13 protein-coding genes are annotated in these 15,028 nt (G+C 69.8%); 4 read left to right on the top strand and 9 right to left on the bottom strand.

The window, feature by feature from the left end; all coding sequences use genetic code 11:
- On the bottom strand, positions 1 to 1,965 hold the full coding sequence (locus QHF85_RS21660; protein ID WP_281329159.1) for a sulfatase-like hydrolase/transferase: 1,965 nt from the start codon (positions 1,963 to 1,965) through the stop codon (positions 1 to 3).
- A 196-nt stretch (positions 1,966 to 2,161) separates the two neighbouring features.
- On the opposite strand from QHF85_RS21660, the gene QHF85_RS21655 reads away from it, so the two are divergent.
- Positions 2,162 to 3,259, top strand: a complete 1,098-nt coding sequence (locus QHF85_RS21655; RefSeq protein ID WP_281329158.1) for a DUF2786 domain-containing protein — start codon at positions 2,162 to 2,164, stop codon at positions 3,257 to 3,259.
- A gap of 326 nt (positions 3,260 to 3,585) precedes the next feature.
- Here the strand turns inward: QHF85_RS21655 and QHF85_RS21650 are convergent, their stop codons facing one another.
- From QHF85_RS21650 to QHF85_RS21635, 4 genes are all read right to left on the bottom strand, one after another.
- Positions 3,586 to 4,590, bottom strand: coding sequence for a glycosyltransferase (locus tag QHF85_RS21650; protein WP_281329157.1), 1,005 nt, complete (start codon positions 4,588 to 4,590; stop codon positions 3,586 to 3,588).
- Between the two features lie 13 nt (positions 4,591 to 4,603).
- On the bottom strand, positions 4,604 to 5,002 hold the full coding sequence (locus tag QHF85_RS21645; protein WP_281329156.1) for an STAS/SEC14 domain-containing protein: 399 nt from the start codon (positions 5,000 to 5,002) through the stop codon (positions 4,604 to 4,606).
- A gap of 82 nt (positions 5,003 to 5,084) precedes the next feature.
- Entirely contained in the window at positions 5,085 to 5,741 is a 657-nt protein-coding gene (locus tag QHF85_RS21640) for a hypothetical protein (RefSeq protein ID WP_281329155.1), read from the bottom strand.
- 46 nt (positions 5,742 to 5,787) lie between these two features.
- Positions 5,788 to 8,484, bottom strand: a complete 2,697-nt coding sequence (locus QHF85_RS21635) for an OmpA family protein (RefSeq protein ID WP_281329154.1) — start codon at positions 8,482 to 8,484, stop codon at positions 5,788 to 5,790.
- 181 nt (positions 8,485 to 8,665) lie between these two features.
- Here QHF85_RS21635 and QHF85_RS21630 point away from each other — a divergent pair, with 181 nt between their 5' ends.
- Both QHF85_RS21630 and QHF85_RS21625 read left to right on the top strand, forming a co-directional pair.
- The gene (locus tag QHF85_RS21630) at positions 8,666 to 10,057 is read left to right on the top strand and encodes a sigma-54 dependent transcriptional regulator (protein ID WP_281329153.1); all 1,392 of its coding nucleotides are present in this window, start codon (positions 8,666 to 8,668) and stop codon (positions 10,055 to 10,057) included.
- A complete protein-coding gene (locus QHF85_RS21625) occupies positions 10,054 to 11,070 on the top strand; it encodes an ABC transporter ATP-binding protein (RefSeq protein WP_281329152.1) in 1,017 nt (338 codons plus the stop codon). The genes QHF85_RS21630 and QHF85_RS21625 overlap by 4 nt, the downstream gene beginning before the upstream one ends.
- Here QHF85_RS21625 and QHF85_RS21620 read toward each other — a convergent pair.
- Complete coding sequence (locus QHF85_RS21620; protein ID WP_281329151.1) at positions 11,027 to 11,530, bottom strand: GFA family protein; 504 nt, start codon at positions 11,528 to 11,530, stop codon at positions 11,027 to 11,029. The genes QHF85_RS21625 and QHF85_RS21620 overlap by 44 nt on opposite strands.
- 171 nt (positions 11,531 to 11,701) lie before the next feature.
- Between QHF85_RS21620 and QHF85_RS21615 the strand changes: the two genes are divergently transcribed.
- Complete coding sequence (locus QHF85_RS21615) at positions 11,702 to 12,223, top strand: hypothetical protein (RefSeq protein WP_281329150.1); 522 nt, start codon at positions 11,702 to 11,704, stop codon at positions 12,221 to 12,223.
- A gap of 16 nt (positions 12,224 to 12,239) precedes the next feature.
- Here QHF85_RS21615 and QHF85_RS21610 read toward each other — a convergent pair whose 3' ends face one another.
- Genes QHF85_RS21610 through QHF85_RS21600 form a run of 3 tightly spaced genes read right to left on the bottom strand, consistent with a single transcriptional unit; the run spans position 12,240 to position 14,979 of the window.
- Positions 12,240 to 12,860 (bottom strand): TetR/AcrR family transcriptional regulator, encoded by a 621-nt coding sequence (locus QHF85_RS21610; RefSeq protein ID WP_281329149.1) that lies wholly within the window; start codon positions 12,858 to 12,860, stop codon positions 12,240 to 12,242.
- Between the two features lie 38 nt (positions 12,861 to 12,898).
- On the bottom strand, positions 12,899 to 14,059 hold the full coding sequence (locus QHF85_RS21605; RefSeq protein ID WP_281329148.1) for a hypothetical protein: 1,161 nt from the start codon (positions 14,057 to 14,059) through the stop codon (positions 12,899 to 12,901).
- Complete coding sequence (locus QHF85_RS21600) at positions 14,056 to 14,979, bottom strand: hypothetical protein (protein ID WP_281329147.1); 924 nt, start codon at positions 14,977 to 14,979, stop codon at positions 14,056 to 14,058. Before QHF85_RS21600 ends, QHF85_RS21605 begins: the two co-directional genes overlap by 4 nt.
- Positions 14,980 to 15,028: the final 49 nt, after the last annotated feature.

The raw sequence follows: 15,028 nt of genomic DNA, 5'->3' as shown, positions 1-15,028 counted from the left end.
TCACTTCACGAGGCCCGGTAGCCCGCCGTGCAGGGCCTCCGCGCGCGCGGCCATGTCCCCGCACGCCGCCGCGCCGAGATCGTTACGCTCCTTCGGATCCGCGAGCACGTCGTAGCAATGCCACGCCGTGTCCCACTCGCGCGCTTCGAGCTTCAAATTCCCCCGCATCATGCCCCAGTTGCGGAACGCGCAGCCCCACACGCCCGAGCAGTTCGTGAGCGGCGTGGGCTCCGTGCGCTCGATCGGGCCGAGCAGGCTCTTGCCGATCATCGCGCCGTACCAGGGCGAGAAGCCCGCCTCGTGCTCGAGGCCGAGCATGTCGAGGATCGTCGGCGTGAGGTCCGTGTGGAACACGATCGAGTCGCGGTGCGACGCGATCGCGGCCGCCTCGGCGTCGGTGAGCGTGCCCTCGGGCGCGTCGATCCAGGCCGGCACGTGGATCTCCTCGTCGAGCACCGCGCCCGTGTGCCCGAGCTGCCCGTGCTCGCGAAACGACTCGCCGTGGTCCGAGGTGAACACCACGATCGTGCGCTCGCCGAACGGCTGTTCCCGAACGAACCGCAGCATCTCGCCGATCGTGCGATCCTGGAGGTGCACGGCGTCGAGGTAGTAGTTGCGGTAGGCCTCGTTGTCCTCGGGCGCCTTGCTGTCCTGCGCGGGCTGGAACGGGGCGTGCTCGGGATCGATGCGGTAGGGGATGTGCGTGTTGCCGTAGTGGGCGACCGCGAAAAACGGCTCGCGCATCTCGCGGATGTCCTTGCGGATGCGCTCGGTGAGCAGCTCGTCGCGCGCGCCGAGATCCATGTCCGCGAGCGGATCGAGATCGGTCGCGCCGGTCTGGTGCGAGGTCGGCAGGTCCTGCACGTAGAGGCGCGAGTTCGCGAACATCATGTGGTGGCTGGTCCAGTACGCCGTGTCGTACCCGGCCGCGTTCGCATAATCGAAGAGAAGCGGATAGCCGTGCAGGTCCTCGCGCGAGGCCGTCGGCGGGAGGCCCGACCAGAGCACCGCGAGCGAGATCGCGGTGGTCGAGGCGTTCGAGCGCATCTGGAGCAGCGGAAAACGCTTCCTCGCCGCGGCGTTCGTCGCCGGCGAGAAGGGGCACTCGTCCGTCGGCGCGGTGCAGTGCGCGTCGGCGCGCACGCTCTCGGTGATGACGAAGAGCACGTTCGGCCGCGTCACGCGCGCGCCGCCGGGGACCGCCGTGGCGCGAGGGAGGACCGGCGGCGTGCGCAGCCCAGGGCGGACGTGCTCGGGCGGCCGGAGCCCGGTGATCTGCTTGATCACGCCGCCCATCGCGTGGAGGTAGATCACGTCCGGCGTCGAGGCCTGCACGGTGCGGTACGAGCACGGGATCAGGAAGCCGAAGACGATCACGAGCGGCGCGAGGATCCGGGCCGCGCGGCCGCTCCGCGTCTGCCGCGGCCGCACGAACCTGCGCGCGGCGACGACCAGCGCGGCGGCGCAGACGAGCGGCGGCGCGACGGCCGTGACGAGGTTGCCGCCGTCGCCGCGCAGGTGCCCGACGACGCTGTCCGAGAACGACGTCGCGAAGAGCAACGCGTCGAGGTTCACGTACGTCGAGTAGCAGCGCTGGAAGTAGATCTGGACGCCGAGCGTGACCGTCGCGAGCAGCACGAAGAGCGAGGCCGAGACCCAGCGGACGGCGCCGCGACGCGAGGACGCGGAGTAGAGCAAGAGGCCCCAGAGGACCGCACTCTCGAGGAGGGCGCCCGCGTAACTCGCGACGTGCTTGCCGCGCAGATCGAGGAGCCTTCCGCCGCGGATCCAGAGGTCGACCGCGAGCACGAGCACGACCGGGGCGAGGAGCACGAGCCAGGCGAGGCGACGCCGCGCGCGGGCCAGGCGCCGAAGCTTCTGGCTCTTCGGCGCGAGGGACGCGGGCTCGCTCGTCCGCGCGCCTTCCGCGCTGGGATCGAGGGGGTAGTTCGTCGTCGCGGACACGCTCTCGGGCCCCATCCTAGCCCAATTCACGTCCCGGCAACGAATGGGTGACGTGATTGTCACGAGCGCCCTGGAGGACCGGTGCCTCGCGTTGTCCCGAGCACGGCAGCGGACGGCCGCGGGAGCAGGGGCCATGCCCCGCCGGACGGTTCGATTTATGCTCCGCCCCGGCCGAAAGGCCGCCCGGAGTCAGCCCATGTCGACGAACACCGAGCCCACGGAACACGCGCGCCTCACGCTGGAGCTCGAGACCGCGCTCTTGCGCGAGCTGCGCTCGGCCTACCAGGACCTGAACGCCACGTTTTTCCGGCGCGCGCTGAAGATCCCGACGATCGAGCTCGGCGACGCAGAGCGGTACCTCGGCCGCTGGCACCGCGAGACGCGCTGCATCGAGATCGGCCGGCGCCTCGTGATCGAGCGGCCGTGGGGGATCGTGGTCGAGGTGCTGAAGCACGAGATGGCGCACCAGTACGTGCACGAGGTGCTCGGTCAGACGAGCGAGCAGGCGCATGGCCCCGCCTTCCGCGGAGTCTGCCAGCGGCTCGGGATCGACGGGCAGGCCTCGGGGCTGCCCGAAGCACGCGGCGAGGAACCAGGCGAAGCGCGCGTGCTCGAGCGGATCGCGAAGCTCCTCGCGCTCGCGGAGAGCGCGAACGTGAACGAAGCGCAAGCCGCGATGAACGCCGCCCACCGTTTGATGCTGAAGTACAACATCGACAGCGTCGCGGAGCGGCAAGCCCACGGCTACGGCTTCCGCCACCTCGGCAAGCCCACGGGCCGCGTGACCGAAGCCGAGCGTCGGCTCGCGTCGATCCTCGGCAAGCACTTCTTCGTGGAGGTCATCTGGGTGCCGGTCTACCGGCCGCTCGAAGGCAAGCGCGGGAGCGTGCTGGAGATCTGCGGCTCGCACGCGAACCTGGAGATGGCGAGCTACGTGTACGCATTCCTCACGCGCACAGCCGAGCAGCTCTGGACCACGCACAAGAAGGCGAAGGGGCTCGGCGGCAACCGCGATCGGCGCACGTTCGTCGCAGGCGTGATGGCGGGGTTCGACGAGAAGCTCGGAGCGCAACGCGAGATCAACACGAGCGAAGGGCTCGTGTGGGTGAAGGACGCGGATCTCGGGCGGTACTACCGGCAGCGGCATCCGCGCATCCAGCACGTGAAATACGCAGGCGGGCCACGCAGCGAGGCGCACGCCGAGGGACGAGCCGCAGGCAGGCGCATCGTGCTCCACAAGCCGGTGGGGCAGGGGCCGAGCGGAGGGGTGCGGCTCTTGCCGGGGAAGTCGTGATTTTATCTGGAAGGGCTTCGCTGGGGCTTTGCCCCAGGCCCCACCGGGGCTGTCCGCCCCTGGACCCGGACCAGCGCAAGCGCTGGACTCGGGGTCGATGAACTGCGCGATGCGCAGTTCATCGAACGGGACAGGTCAAGACCACGAGCGACGCTGCCAACCGAGGCAGCAGCGCTGACGGTTCGATCGGCGAGGCGGTACCACCGGCCTGTGGGAAGAACTGCGCATCGCGCAGTTCTTCCCCCTGAGGTCCAGGGCTTGCCCTGGTTCGGGTCGAGGGGCGAATAGCCCCCGCGGGGCCCGGGGCAGCGCCCCGGCGTGGCGCCTCAGGAGCAGCAGAAGAAGTCGCGCTGTTCGACGAAGCCGAGCGCGGCGAGGTTCGTTCGGATCAGGTCCCGCGCGCCGCGCGCGCCCACGGCCACGAGCACGAAGTGCCGCGTGGGATCGAGGGAAGCCGCGGGCACGATCGGCGCCCCGCGTGCCGTGCGGCCGATCTTCTTTGGATCGATGTCCACGAAGGCTGTGGCCTTCGCGCCCTCGACTGCGAGTGCACGCGCGAGCTTGCGCCCCGTTGGACCCGCGCCCCACACGACGAGCGCGCGCGCGTCCTGCGCGAGCCGCGGCGCGAGGTAGTGCGCCTTTGCTTCGATGAATCGTACGATTGCGTAACGACCGTCGCGGAACGTCGCGCGGCCTGGGTGATGACGCCAGCGGAGGAGCGTTCGATCCACCTTGGCGAGCCCGTAGCCCGCGGCGTGGAGCCGGAGCCAGAGATCGTAGTCCTCGGGCCAGTGCACGTCGCGGAATGCGCCCACGGCCTCGAACGCCTCGCGTCGGAGCATCACGGAGGGATGGCAGAGCGGGGCTTCGACGAAGATTTCGCGATCGTGATCCTCCGGCGTCACGATCGCGTTTTGCCACGCCACGTACCGCGCGAGCCCTTCGCCGACGGCCTCGTCTGGGAAGGGCTCGACGCGGCTCCCCACGACGCCGAGACGGTCATCCTTGCGGAGTGCGTCGACCTGGAGCCGGAGCCTCTCCGGGAGCGAGATGTCGTCGGCGTCCATGCGCGCGAGGAAGGGCGCGCGCGAGGCTGCGTGGGCGCGGGCGAGGGCGCGCGCGATTCCCACGCCGCCGGCCGCGAGCGGCACGACACGCGGATCCTCCTCGGCCAGGCGCGCCACGATGGCGGGGCCACCGTCGGTCGAGCCGTCGTCGACGGCGAGCACCTCGAGCGGCACGTCTCGCTCGGCGAGGATGCCTGCGAGCGCTTCGGCGAGCGTGCTCTCCGCGTTGCGATAGGGGATCAGGACGGAGACGAGCGGCGACACGGAGACGCGAGAGCTATGTCAGCCTGCGGCTCTTTCGCAACGACTCGCCGTGCATGAGCCACTCGCGCGCCTCTTGCTCGTCCGTGAAGCGACGGATGAACTTGTCCGCGCCTGTCTCGCGGGCGAGGCGGCTCATGTGCAGCGTGAGCACCTCGCTCTCGACCACGGTCGCCATGCGCCGCACGCCCATGGTCTTCGCGAGCTCCTGCACCTCGCGGATGACCTCGACCACGTCGGGCGACGCGGGCCGGAACTTCCGCAGGTCGGCGAACATCTTGAGCTCGGAGCCGGTCAGCGTGACGGCCGAGCGTCGAAGCTCCGCCACGAACTGCTTCATCTCGTCGAGCTGCACGAGCCCTTCGAGCGAGAACTCGATCAGCGTGTTCAGCTTGTCGAGCTTGATCTGGAACATGCGCGGAGCTCCGTGAGCGAGCGCGACGATACCACGCTCCCATGCCCGCCCGGAACGTGCGCCGTGCACGCTCCGGCGGGGCTTACTTCTTGAATTTGCTGAGGTGCGTGATGTACCAGCGACCCTGCCACGAGATGATCACGCGCACCTCGATCGACTGCGTTTGCTCGCCGATCCGGTAGCGGAGTTTTCCGCGGAAGGTGCGGTAGTAGCCGATCTTGTTGCCCTCGTCGCCGGGCGGCACCCACTTCGGCGTCGAGCCGAGCTCGAAGCCCTCGAATGTCGCGCCTTCCCACGACTTGCGCTTCTTGTGCAGGGCGTGGATGTCCTTCGCGTAGGTCCGGTGCAGCTGCTCCCAGTACTTGTCGGCGCCCTTCACGTCCTTCAGCGGGATGAAGGGCTCCTTCGGGAACCAGAACGACTCGCCGCGCGCCGGATCGTCGTTCACGATCGCGTCGAAGAGCGCGGCCGCGCGCTTCTGCAACTCGTCGCTCGTCGTTGGCGGCAGGACCTTGTTGTCCGCCACGTACGGCGCCGCGACCTCGGCCGCGTCGCTGCCCGCGTCCGCGATCTCGGCCGCCGCCGTGGCGTCGCCGGCCTCCGCGTCCGCCGCGCCGCCGTCTGCGACGAGAGCCGCAGGGGAGGGCGGTGGCGCCGCCGTGGCGTTCGTCGAGGAGGCCGTGATGTCTCGTTTGGGAGGCTCCGAGGGAGCCTGTGCGCTCGTGCATGCGGTGAGCACGACGAGCGCGAAGGCTGCGGGAGCCGAGAGGCCGTTGCGCAGGATGTTACTTGTCCCTCTCGACGATGATGAGCTGGACGCGGCGGTTCTTCGCGCGCTGCGCGCTCGTCACGTTCGGCCCGAGCGGCTTGTCCTGACCGTAGCCCTTCGCCACGAGGCGCGAGGCGTCGACGCCCGCCGCGATGAGCCACGTCCGCACGGCCTGGGCGCGCTGCTCGCTGAGCGTCTGGTTGCGCTCGCGCGTGCCCGTGTTGTCCGTGTGGCCCTGGATCTCGACCTTGCGGAGCTTCGGGTTCTGCTGAAGGACGTCCGCGATCTCCTCGAGCAGCGTGTTCGAATCGCCGAGGATCTTCGCCGAGTCGCTCTCGAAGTGCACCTGCCGCGAGATCTTGATCTCGTTGCCCTGCACCTTCACGTTCGCGGCCCGCGCGGCCGGGCGCTTGTTCATCGCGAGCGTGACCTTCGCCTCGTCGTTCAGGCGCACCTCGGCCTCGCCGACGTGGTTCATGAAGCCCGAGGCCTCGGCGCGGATCTTCGTCCCGCCGAGCGGCAGATCGCGGAACGTCACGGCGCCCTTCGCGTCGGCCGTCGCCGTGCGCTCCTTGCCCGTCGCGTCGACGATCCGCACGACCGCCGCGGGGATCGGCTCGCCCGTCTCGGCGTCGCGCACCACGCCCGCGATCGCGCCGATCTTCGGCAGCGCTTCGAGCGCGCAGTCGACGTCCACGATCGCCGGACCTTGCTGCGGCGGAGGCGTCGCCGGGGCCGGCGCCGGGGGCTGCGGCTGCGCCGCGCCGGGCTGACCGAACGGCGCCGGCGGCGGGAACTGCCCCGGTGCGCCGAACTGTCCCTGCGCGCCGAACTGTCCCTGCGCGCCGAACTGTCCCGGCGGGACGCCGAACTGCCCCTGCGCGCCGAACTGCCCCGGCGCGGGCTGCGCCGGCTGCGCCGGTTGCGCCGGCGGCTCCGTCTTCGGCAGCGTCGGCGGCGGCGGCGCGACCACGGTCGCCTGGCACGTGGACGGCTTGTAGCCCGGCGCGCGCACCGAGAACGTGTACGTCCCCGGCTCGAGGTGACGCGTGAGGAACGTGCCGCCGGCGCTCGTCGCGAACGGCGGATCCTGGCTCCCCTCGATGGACACGATCGCGTCGGGGATCACGGCCTCGGGCTTGTTCGTCTCGTGCACCGTGCCGCGCACGAACGACTGCGGCGCCGGCAGGATCACGGGCTCCGGCGGAGGCGGCGGAGGCGGCGGAGGCGGCGGAGGCGGCGGGGGCGGCGGCTCCTTCGTGTCGTACGCGTACGCGAGCCCGAGGTAGACGGTCCACGGCGCTTGCGGCGCGATCTCCTCGATGAACACCGAGGTCGCCGAGAGGCCGATGTCCACGGCCGCGTGCCCCGAGAGGCCGCGGAACGCCTTGCTGAACGGCGTCACGCGTGCGCCGAGCGTGAGGCGCGACGGCAGCGCCGAGTAACCGGGGCCGCCGGCCGCTTGCGGATCTGCCGCGCCGAAATCGGCGAGCCCGAGGCAGACGTCGCCGCGCGACACGCGGCCCGTGTGACACTCGTAGCCTTGTCGGTTCACCGGGACGTCGACCGTGTACTCGACGTACGGCTGCGCGTACCGGAAGGGCAGCTCCACGCCGATCCACGGCGTGAAGAAGTCGACGCGGTTGATCCCGAGGCCGAAGCGCTCGATGCGCGAGATCGGCTGCCGATCGCGGCCGTCGCGGTACTCGAGCGCGCGCCCCTCCTCCACCTCGCGCACGAGCTGGCCGGAGTTGTCGACCTTGTAGCCGAGGTTCACGTTCACGCGCAGCGGGAAACCTTGCCCGCCGGGCTTGCGGAAGTCGGCGGTCGCGAGCGCGCGGAAGAACGCGCTCGTGCCCGCGCCCGTGACGCCCACGCTGCCCGTGCCGTTCAGCAAGAAGACCTGCGCCTCGGCGCCGAACGAGAAGTACGTGCCGACGCGCGAGGGCGTGAAGAGCTTCAGGCCGAAGTTCGTGTCACCGAGGACCTGCAGGAGCTGGGGTTTGCCCTGGTCGTTCGAGTTCGCGTACGTGCGGATCGCCGCGAACGCCTCGAGGAACGAGAACGGCGTCGCGCTGAGCGCGAAGAACGCGCCGACGTGGCTCGCCGAGTCCGCGAGGTTGTCGCGCGTGCAGGTGATCCGCTGCCCGGCGGCCGTCGACAGATCCGGATCGCAGAGGAAGTTCGAGGTCGAGAAGAAGTCGCTGAGGAACGAGACGCGGAACGTCCCGGCCGCGCCCGAGCCGGCGTACGAGGTGCGCAAGAGGCCGGTCGATCCGAACGAGTTCGGCTGCTCGATCAGCGTCCGCGCGCGCTCCTCCAGCTCGTCGACCTTCGGCGGCTCCGGGGGCGCTTCGCCCGCGGGCGGCAGCTCTTGCGTGTTCGCGCCCTGGCCGGCCGGCGGCGGGAACGGCCCTGCCGGGGGCTGCCCGGGTTGCGGCTGGAACTGCCCCGGCGGCGGCTGAAACTGCCCCGGTTGCGGCTGGAACTGGCCGGGCGGCGGCTGGAACTGGCCGGGCGGCGGCTGGAACTGCCCCGGTTGCGGCTGGAACTGCCCCGGTTGCGGCTGGAACTGCCCCGGCGGCGGCTGCGGGCCGAACGGTTGCTGCGCCTCGGCGTCCGCGGTGACCAGGAGGCAGAAAGCCATGGGAAGCGCGGTGAGCGCGACGAGCCGCCGCGGCTCGGCAAAGGAGGCGTTCTCAAGCGTACGCATCGACCCTCGAAAGGCAGGGGGAGGGGTCTCTCCCCCCACGGGAGTGGACCGTCCTCGCTGCGCGGGCGGTTGTATCATTCTCGTGAGAAAGCAGAAACTATCCGGTTGTGTCCCGGTACGGATCTGGACCAGACCGCCGGACCACCTCCCAGCGCCCACCTCATGCTACGAAGGGTCCAGCATGGGTTCCCGCGGCCGAATCCTGATCGTCGACGACGAGGCCAACGCGCGGGCTGCGCTCGCCGAGATCCTGCGTGAAGAGGGGTACACGACGGAGACGGCGGCCGACGGCTTCAAAGCGCTCGGCAAGCTCGAAGAGTTCGCGCCCGACGTCGTCTTGACCGACCTCAAGATGCCGGGCCTCGACGGCATCGGCCTCATGGAGAAGGCGCAGGAGTCGCGCACCACGGCGACCTTCGTCGTGATGACCGCGTTCGGCACCATCTCGAGCGCCGTCGAGGCCGTGAAAAAAGGCGCCTACAACTACCTCACGAAGCCGCTCGATTTTCAGGTGCTCGAGGTCGTCGTCGAGCGCGCGGTCGAGCAAGCGCGCCTGCTCCAGGAGAACTCGCGCCTCCGGCAGAAGCTCCGCGAGCGCAACGCCTTCGGGCACGTGATCGCCTCGCACCCGAGCATGGTCAAGCTCCTCCGGCTCGTGGAGCAGGTCGCCCCGAGCCGCGCCAGCGTGCTCATCGTCGGCGAGACGGGCACGGGCAAGGAGCTCATCGCCGAGATGATCCACCGCGGCAGCCCCCGCGCGAAGGCGCCGCTCGTGCGGCTCAACTGCGCGGCGCTCAGCGAATCGCTCCTCGAGAGCGAGCTCTTCGGCCACGAGAAGGGCGCGTTCACGGGCGCCGTCGGCCGTCGCGAAGGCCGCTTCGAGCAAGCGAGCGGCGGCACGTTGTTCCTCGACGAGGTCAGCGAGATCCCGCTCGCCACGCAGGTCAAGCTCCTGCGCTTCTTGCAAGAGCGCACGATCGAACGCGTCGGCGGCAACGAGACGTTGAAGGTCGACGTGCGCATCATCGCCGCGACGAACAAGGACCTCCGGCAGCGCATCGCGGAGGGCCACTTCCGCGAGGATCTCTACTACCGGCTCAACGTGGTCACGCTGGAGATCCCGCCGCTCCGCCAGCGCGCGAGCGACATCCCCGAGCTCGCGGCCTTCTTCCTCGGCCGCTACGCCGAGGAGAACGGCAAGCGCATCGAGGGTTTTACCGACGACGCCCTCGCGGCCCTCGCGGCGTACAACTGGCCCGGCAACGTGCGCGAGCTCGAAAACGCAGTCGAGCGCGCGGTCGTCCTCTGCGACAGCCCGCGCGTCGAGCGGCGCCACCTGCCTGCCTCGCTCGACGTCGGCGGCGGCGAGGGCGCGATCCCGCCGATCCCCGGCAGCACGATCTACGACCTGGAGAAGTACGCGATCCTGCGGACCCTGGAGGCGTGCAAGGGATCGACCTCGAAGGCCGCCACGATCCTCGGCATCAGCCCGCGCAAGATCCAGTACAAGCTCCACGAGTACACGAGCACCGTGCCCGGCGCGCGCCGGGAGGGCGGTGAGGACGGCGCATGAGCGAGGCGGCGATCGACGTGGGCGGCGGCGCGGACAGCGGCGGCGCGGCGAGCGACAGCGCGGCTGCAGGCGAGACGTTGATCGAGGTGCGGGGCCTCCGGAAGACCTTCCGCGTGGGCTTCTTCGGCCGGCGCGTCGAGGCGGTGAAGGGCGTCGACTTCGACGTCCGGCGCGGCGAGATCTTCGGCTTCCTCGGGCCGAACGGCGCGGGCAAGACCACGACGATCAAGATGCTCACGGGCCTCATCAAGCCCACGGGCGGCGAGGCGTTCCTCTTCGGCGCGCGCGTCCCGAGCGCGGAGGCGCGCCGCCGCATCGGCTTTCTCCCCGAGAACCCGTACGTCTACCCGTATCTCACCCCGCGCGAGTTCGTCACGCTCTGCGGCCGCCTCTCCGGCCTCGCGGGCGCGGCGCTCACGTCGCGCACGCAGGCGATGCTCGCGAAGGTGGGCATCGCGTACGCGGCCGATCGGCCGGTGCGCCGCCTCTCGAAGGGCATGCTCCAGCGGACGGGGCTCGCGGCGGCGCTCGTCTCGGATCCGGAGCTGCTCGTCCTGGACGAGCCGATGAGCGGCCTCGATCCGGTGGGACGCAAGGAGGTGCGTGATCTCATCCTCGAGGAGCGCGCGGCGGGCCGAACCATCTTCTTCTCGACGCACATCCTGAGCGACGTCGAGGCGATGTGTGATCGTGTGGCCATCCTGCGCGAGGGCCGGGTCGTCGTGGGCGGCGCGCTCCGCAAGCTCCTGCGCGGCGACGTGCTCCGGACGGACATCACGCTCGCGGGCGCGAGCGAGATTCTCCGCCGCGCGTTCGAGCAGCAGGGCCACGGCGTGCGGACGCGGGCGGACGTGGTCGTCGTGGAGATCGAGGGCGAAAAGCAGGTCGGCGACGTGCTCCGGGCGGCGCTCGACGACGGGGCGCAGATCCTCGAAGTCGTCCCGCGGCGCGAGACGCTCGAGGACCTCTTCATGCGACGGGCGCTCTCGCAGGGGCCTTCGCGGGAGGCTTGAAGCCCTCCTCGGCCCGGTCTGCGAATTCTTTCATGAGCCGACCATAGTCCGCAGGATCGGGAAAGCCCTCGAAACCGTGCACGGCGGGCGTGCTCGCCCAGGGGAGTTTTTCCCGCGTGCACGTCTCGAGGAACGGCCAGAACCAGCTCGGATCGTCGAGCATCGTCGGCCGGACGATGACGATCGTCTCCACGCCGGGGGGCCGGTTCCACATCCAGCTCATGCAATGTGGGCAAAAGAAATGGCGGACCGCGCCGTGCAGGCCGCCGATCACGGGCTCGCCCTGCGTCACCTGAAAGCCGTCGCTCGGTAGCAGCATGCCGAGCGAAAAGGCGCTGGCGCTCATCCGCTGGCAGCCTTTGCAATGGCAGGCGAGCGTCAGCAGCGGCGGGGCCGTGATCTTCAGCCGGACCTGACCACAACGACACCCACCTTCCCAGGGCAACTTCCAATCCTTCATCGCGCCTCCCGTTCGGGGGATGTGTGGAAGGTTTGCCGGACGGTCAAGGTATTGACGGCGCGTGCTCGTGCGGGGCGGGGCGGTGGTCAGCGGAAGGTTCGGACGCCGTCCGATTCGTGGTGCGGCGCGCGCCGAAGGCCGCGCTAGGCTCGCGGCCTTCCTGGAGGAATCATGCGCTTTTGGCTTCGATCACTTGTCCTTCTCGCTGTCGCCTCGGGCCTCGTCGCCTGTGGGGATGATTCGAACGCGAACGGTGGCCCGGGCGGCGGCGGTGACTGCACCTGCTCCGTGACGATCAACGAGAACTCGCAAGACCTGGCCTGCGGCGAGGCGGCGTGTGTCGGGCCGATCGACGACGACCGGTGGGTGACCTGTGGCGAGGGGGGCCCGGTCATCGGAAACAGGCTTTGCATTCTCGATCGCTGGGAGGCGACCACGCCCAAGGAGCACGACTGCGACGGCCGGCAGACCTGCGCCCCCGACACGTATTGCGTCGTTCGCGCCGGCGAGCCGCCGCGGCAGACCGAGTGCCGGCCCCTTCCCGCCGGGTGTACGCCGACGACGAACGGCAGCGACTTCTGCGATTGTCTCGAGCCGGACGCGATGATGGCTGGCGTCTGCGCCGGAGCGTCCTACGTCAATAACTGCGACTACACCGATCCGCGCGCGATGGAAGTCTTCTGCAACGATTGAGCCCCACGAAGCAGGCTTAGTTCGGGAACACCAGCCGCAACGCGACCCGGGCGACGTGATCTTCCACGATCCGTCGCCCGGCTTCGCCTCCCGCGCCCGCGATCTGTTCGAGGTCCGCGTCCGCGAGCAGCGCGAGGTGCATGATGACGCCCGTCATCGTCTGGATCGTCAGCCGCGCCTCGGCGACGCCGAGGCCGCCCATGTTCCCGATCAGCGATGCGAATCCGTCGAGCATGGGCCCGCGCACGTGCCGGGCCCGCTGCGGCTCCAGGCGTCCGAGCTCTGCATTGAGCTTCGCGCGCAGCTTGAGGCTTTGCCGCTCCGCGACCGCGAAGCAATAGATCCGCCGCACCGCCTGCTCGATCCCGGCCCGCGTGTCCGTTTGCGTCGTGAGCGGGGCGAGCTCGACGACCAGCGCGCCGAACCGCTCGTAATACGTGTCGAGACAAGCCTCCAGCAGGCTCTCCTTGGTCGGGAAGTAGTAGTGGATCGTTCCGAGGCTGACGCCGGCGCGCGTCGCGACCTGCCGGACCGACACGTCCACGTCGCCGTCGTCGGTCTCGACCAGCTCCTGTCGGGCTGCGGAGACGATCCGGTTCCAGGTCTCCTCGGAGCACGTGTCCTTGGGGCGCACCATCGATGTGCGCGGTAGCATACCCGCGCCCGATGTACCGCTCAGAGCAGGCAAATCTGCGTCGGCGTGAAACCCTCGACGGCGAGGTGCAGGATCGTCCCTCGATCGCCCACGAGAAACCCGTCCACGAGCTCGTAGGCGACACCGTGGAAATCCACCTCATAGGGTAATTTCGCCCGTTCGAGCCGGCTTCTCTCCGAGAACAAGCCTCCCTGAAACCACACCGTGCCCCGCCGCCCCACGGCGAGGATCTCGCTCATCCCGCTCCAGTGGTTGTGCGCCGTGGCGCGCACCTCTTCGCCCGCGATGACGTCCTTCGCCACGGACCAGGGCACGAACGAGGGCGGCGGCGAGGGCGGCTCGGTTTTCCCTGACCGCACATACACGAGCCAAACCCCGTCGCCCATGATCTGCGCCTCGTCCACGACACGCAGCGTCGCCTGCGTCGGGGGGGGACGCGGAATGCACACGAGCTCGTTCTCCTGGGATCTGCAATAGACCATCACCCCGCCCGCGCCCACGGCGCACAGGTATCCCGCGCAGCTCCCGAGGGCGTACAGATCCGCCGTCGTCCGCGTCTTCACGGTTTGCCAAGCCCCCTCGGGCGACCGCTCCACCATCACCCCGCCCGCGCCCACGGCGAGCGTCTTGCGGCCGAGGTGGAGCAATGCAAAGAGATTCGCCGATGTCCCCGTGGATTCGACGTGCCAAACCCCGGTCGGGTCGCGGAAGACGGCCGCCCCGTTCGACCCCACCGCGAGGTAGGGCGGGTTTTTCCTTTGCTCTTCCGTGACGGTCTGCCCGTCCTTGTAATAAGGCGTCGGGGCCAGGGCGTGGAGGTTCTCCGTCGTCCCCGTGGATTCGGGTTGCCAGCCTGTCTTCGCATCACGCACGAGCGCCGTCCCGTGGTCCCCCACGACGAGCACCCGCCCGCCTTTGATCATCTCGATCGCGCGCAGCGCCTCCGTCGTGCCGCTGTCCTCCCGCTCGAATCGATACAGGTAAGCCGGAGGGTTTCCCCCGAAGGCCGTCTCCGGCACGTGCCGCATCTCGAACGGCTTCGTATCGTGGCCCAGGGACGCGAGCGGTTTTTCCACGCCGGGCGGCGGACCACACCGATCGTCGGAGCTCGCTGTGGCGTACGAAGCGCACGCCGTGCTCCCGAACAGGCTCGCGAGCAAGAGCGCTCGTGCAAGGCTCATGGTGCCTCCTCCTCCATGTCGATCACGTAGGCCCCGGCGAGCCGCGCCTCGTCGAGGTGGCTCCCGTTCGGGTCCCGAGGGCCGAGCCGCGTCGAATCCAGCACCACGAAATGGTCGCCGGCCGGCAGATCGGCCGTCACCTCCACCTCGGATTGCCCCGCCTCCGCCCGCGTGCACACGATCGGCTTTTCGTGACAACCGCTCCGGATCTCCAGCGCCGGCTGAAAATGCGCCGCGGCGCGCAGGCGGACGCGCGTGGGCGTAGCCAGCGAGATTCGATGCACGGCGTCTCCCCCGAGCAGGCCACACGAGGCGCGCGCGCCGCCCGACTTCGATTCGAATGCACCATACGTCCGCTCGCCCGGACGCACGAGCGGCGCGCGCGCGCAGAGCGGCTCGACGAGCGCGGGCTCCTCGGGGCGGATCACGGCGGTCTTCGACGTGTCGCGATCGACGCGCAGCGTGTACGTCCCTGCCTCGTCCCAGAGATTTCCGTCGACGATGACCCAGTAGAAATCGGGTTCGAGCGGGAGCGACAGCGTCGCCGTGTGGCCCGGCTGCGCGCCCTTGCAGCCGATCCCGAAGTGACCCCGGCCATCGGCCTTCTTCTGCTGGATCTGGATCACGCCCTGGAACGTCTCGGGGACGAATTCGAAGCGATAACTCGCCGTCTCGTGCACCTCGAAGCCATAGAAGTGATCGAGGTCCTGCCCCGTGCGCCCGCCGTTCTTGCAGTACGAGCCGGGGCCATGGTCCGGCGAGCGCGTGTCCCCGCGCGAAACCTCGCCGAGCACGAGCGTCCTCTTCGGTTCGGTGAGGCGCGGCGTATCCGGCGCCGTATTGACCCGCGGCATCTTCGCGCAGGCCGAGAGCACGCAGAGGAGCGTCGCGGAGAGCAGAGGTGCGGGAGAGAGCCTCATGACGTGCGCGCCATCTTGCCGAGGAGGACGCGGCGCGTCCATGAGGAAG

Source organism: Polyangium sp. 6x1 (genome assembly GCF_029946515.1).
GTDB lineage: Bacteria > Myxococcota_A > Polyangia > Polyangiales > Polyangiaceae > Polyangium.
This window is presented reverse-complemented; position numbering and strand designations above follow the sequence as displayed.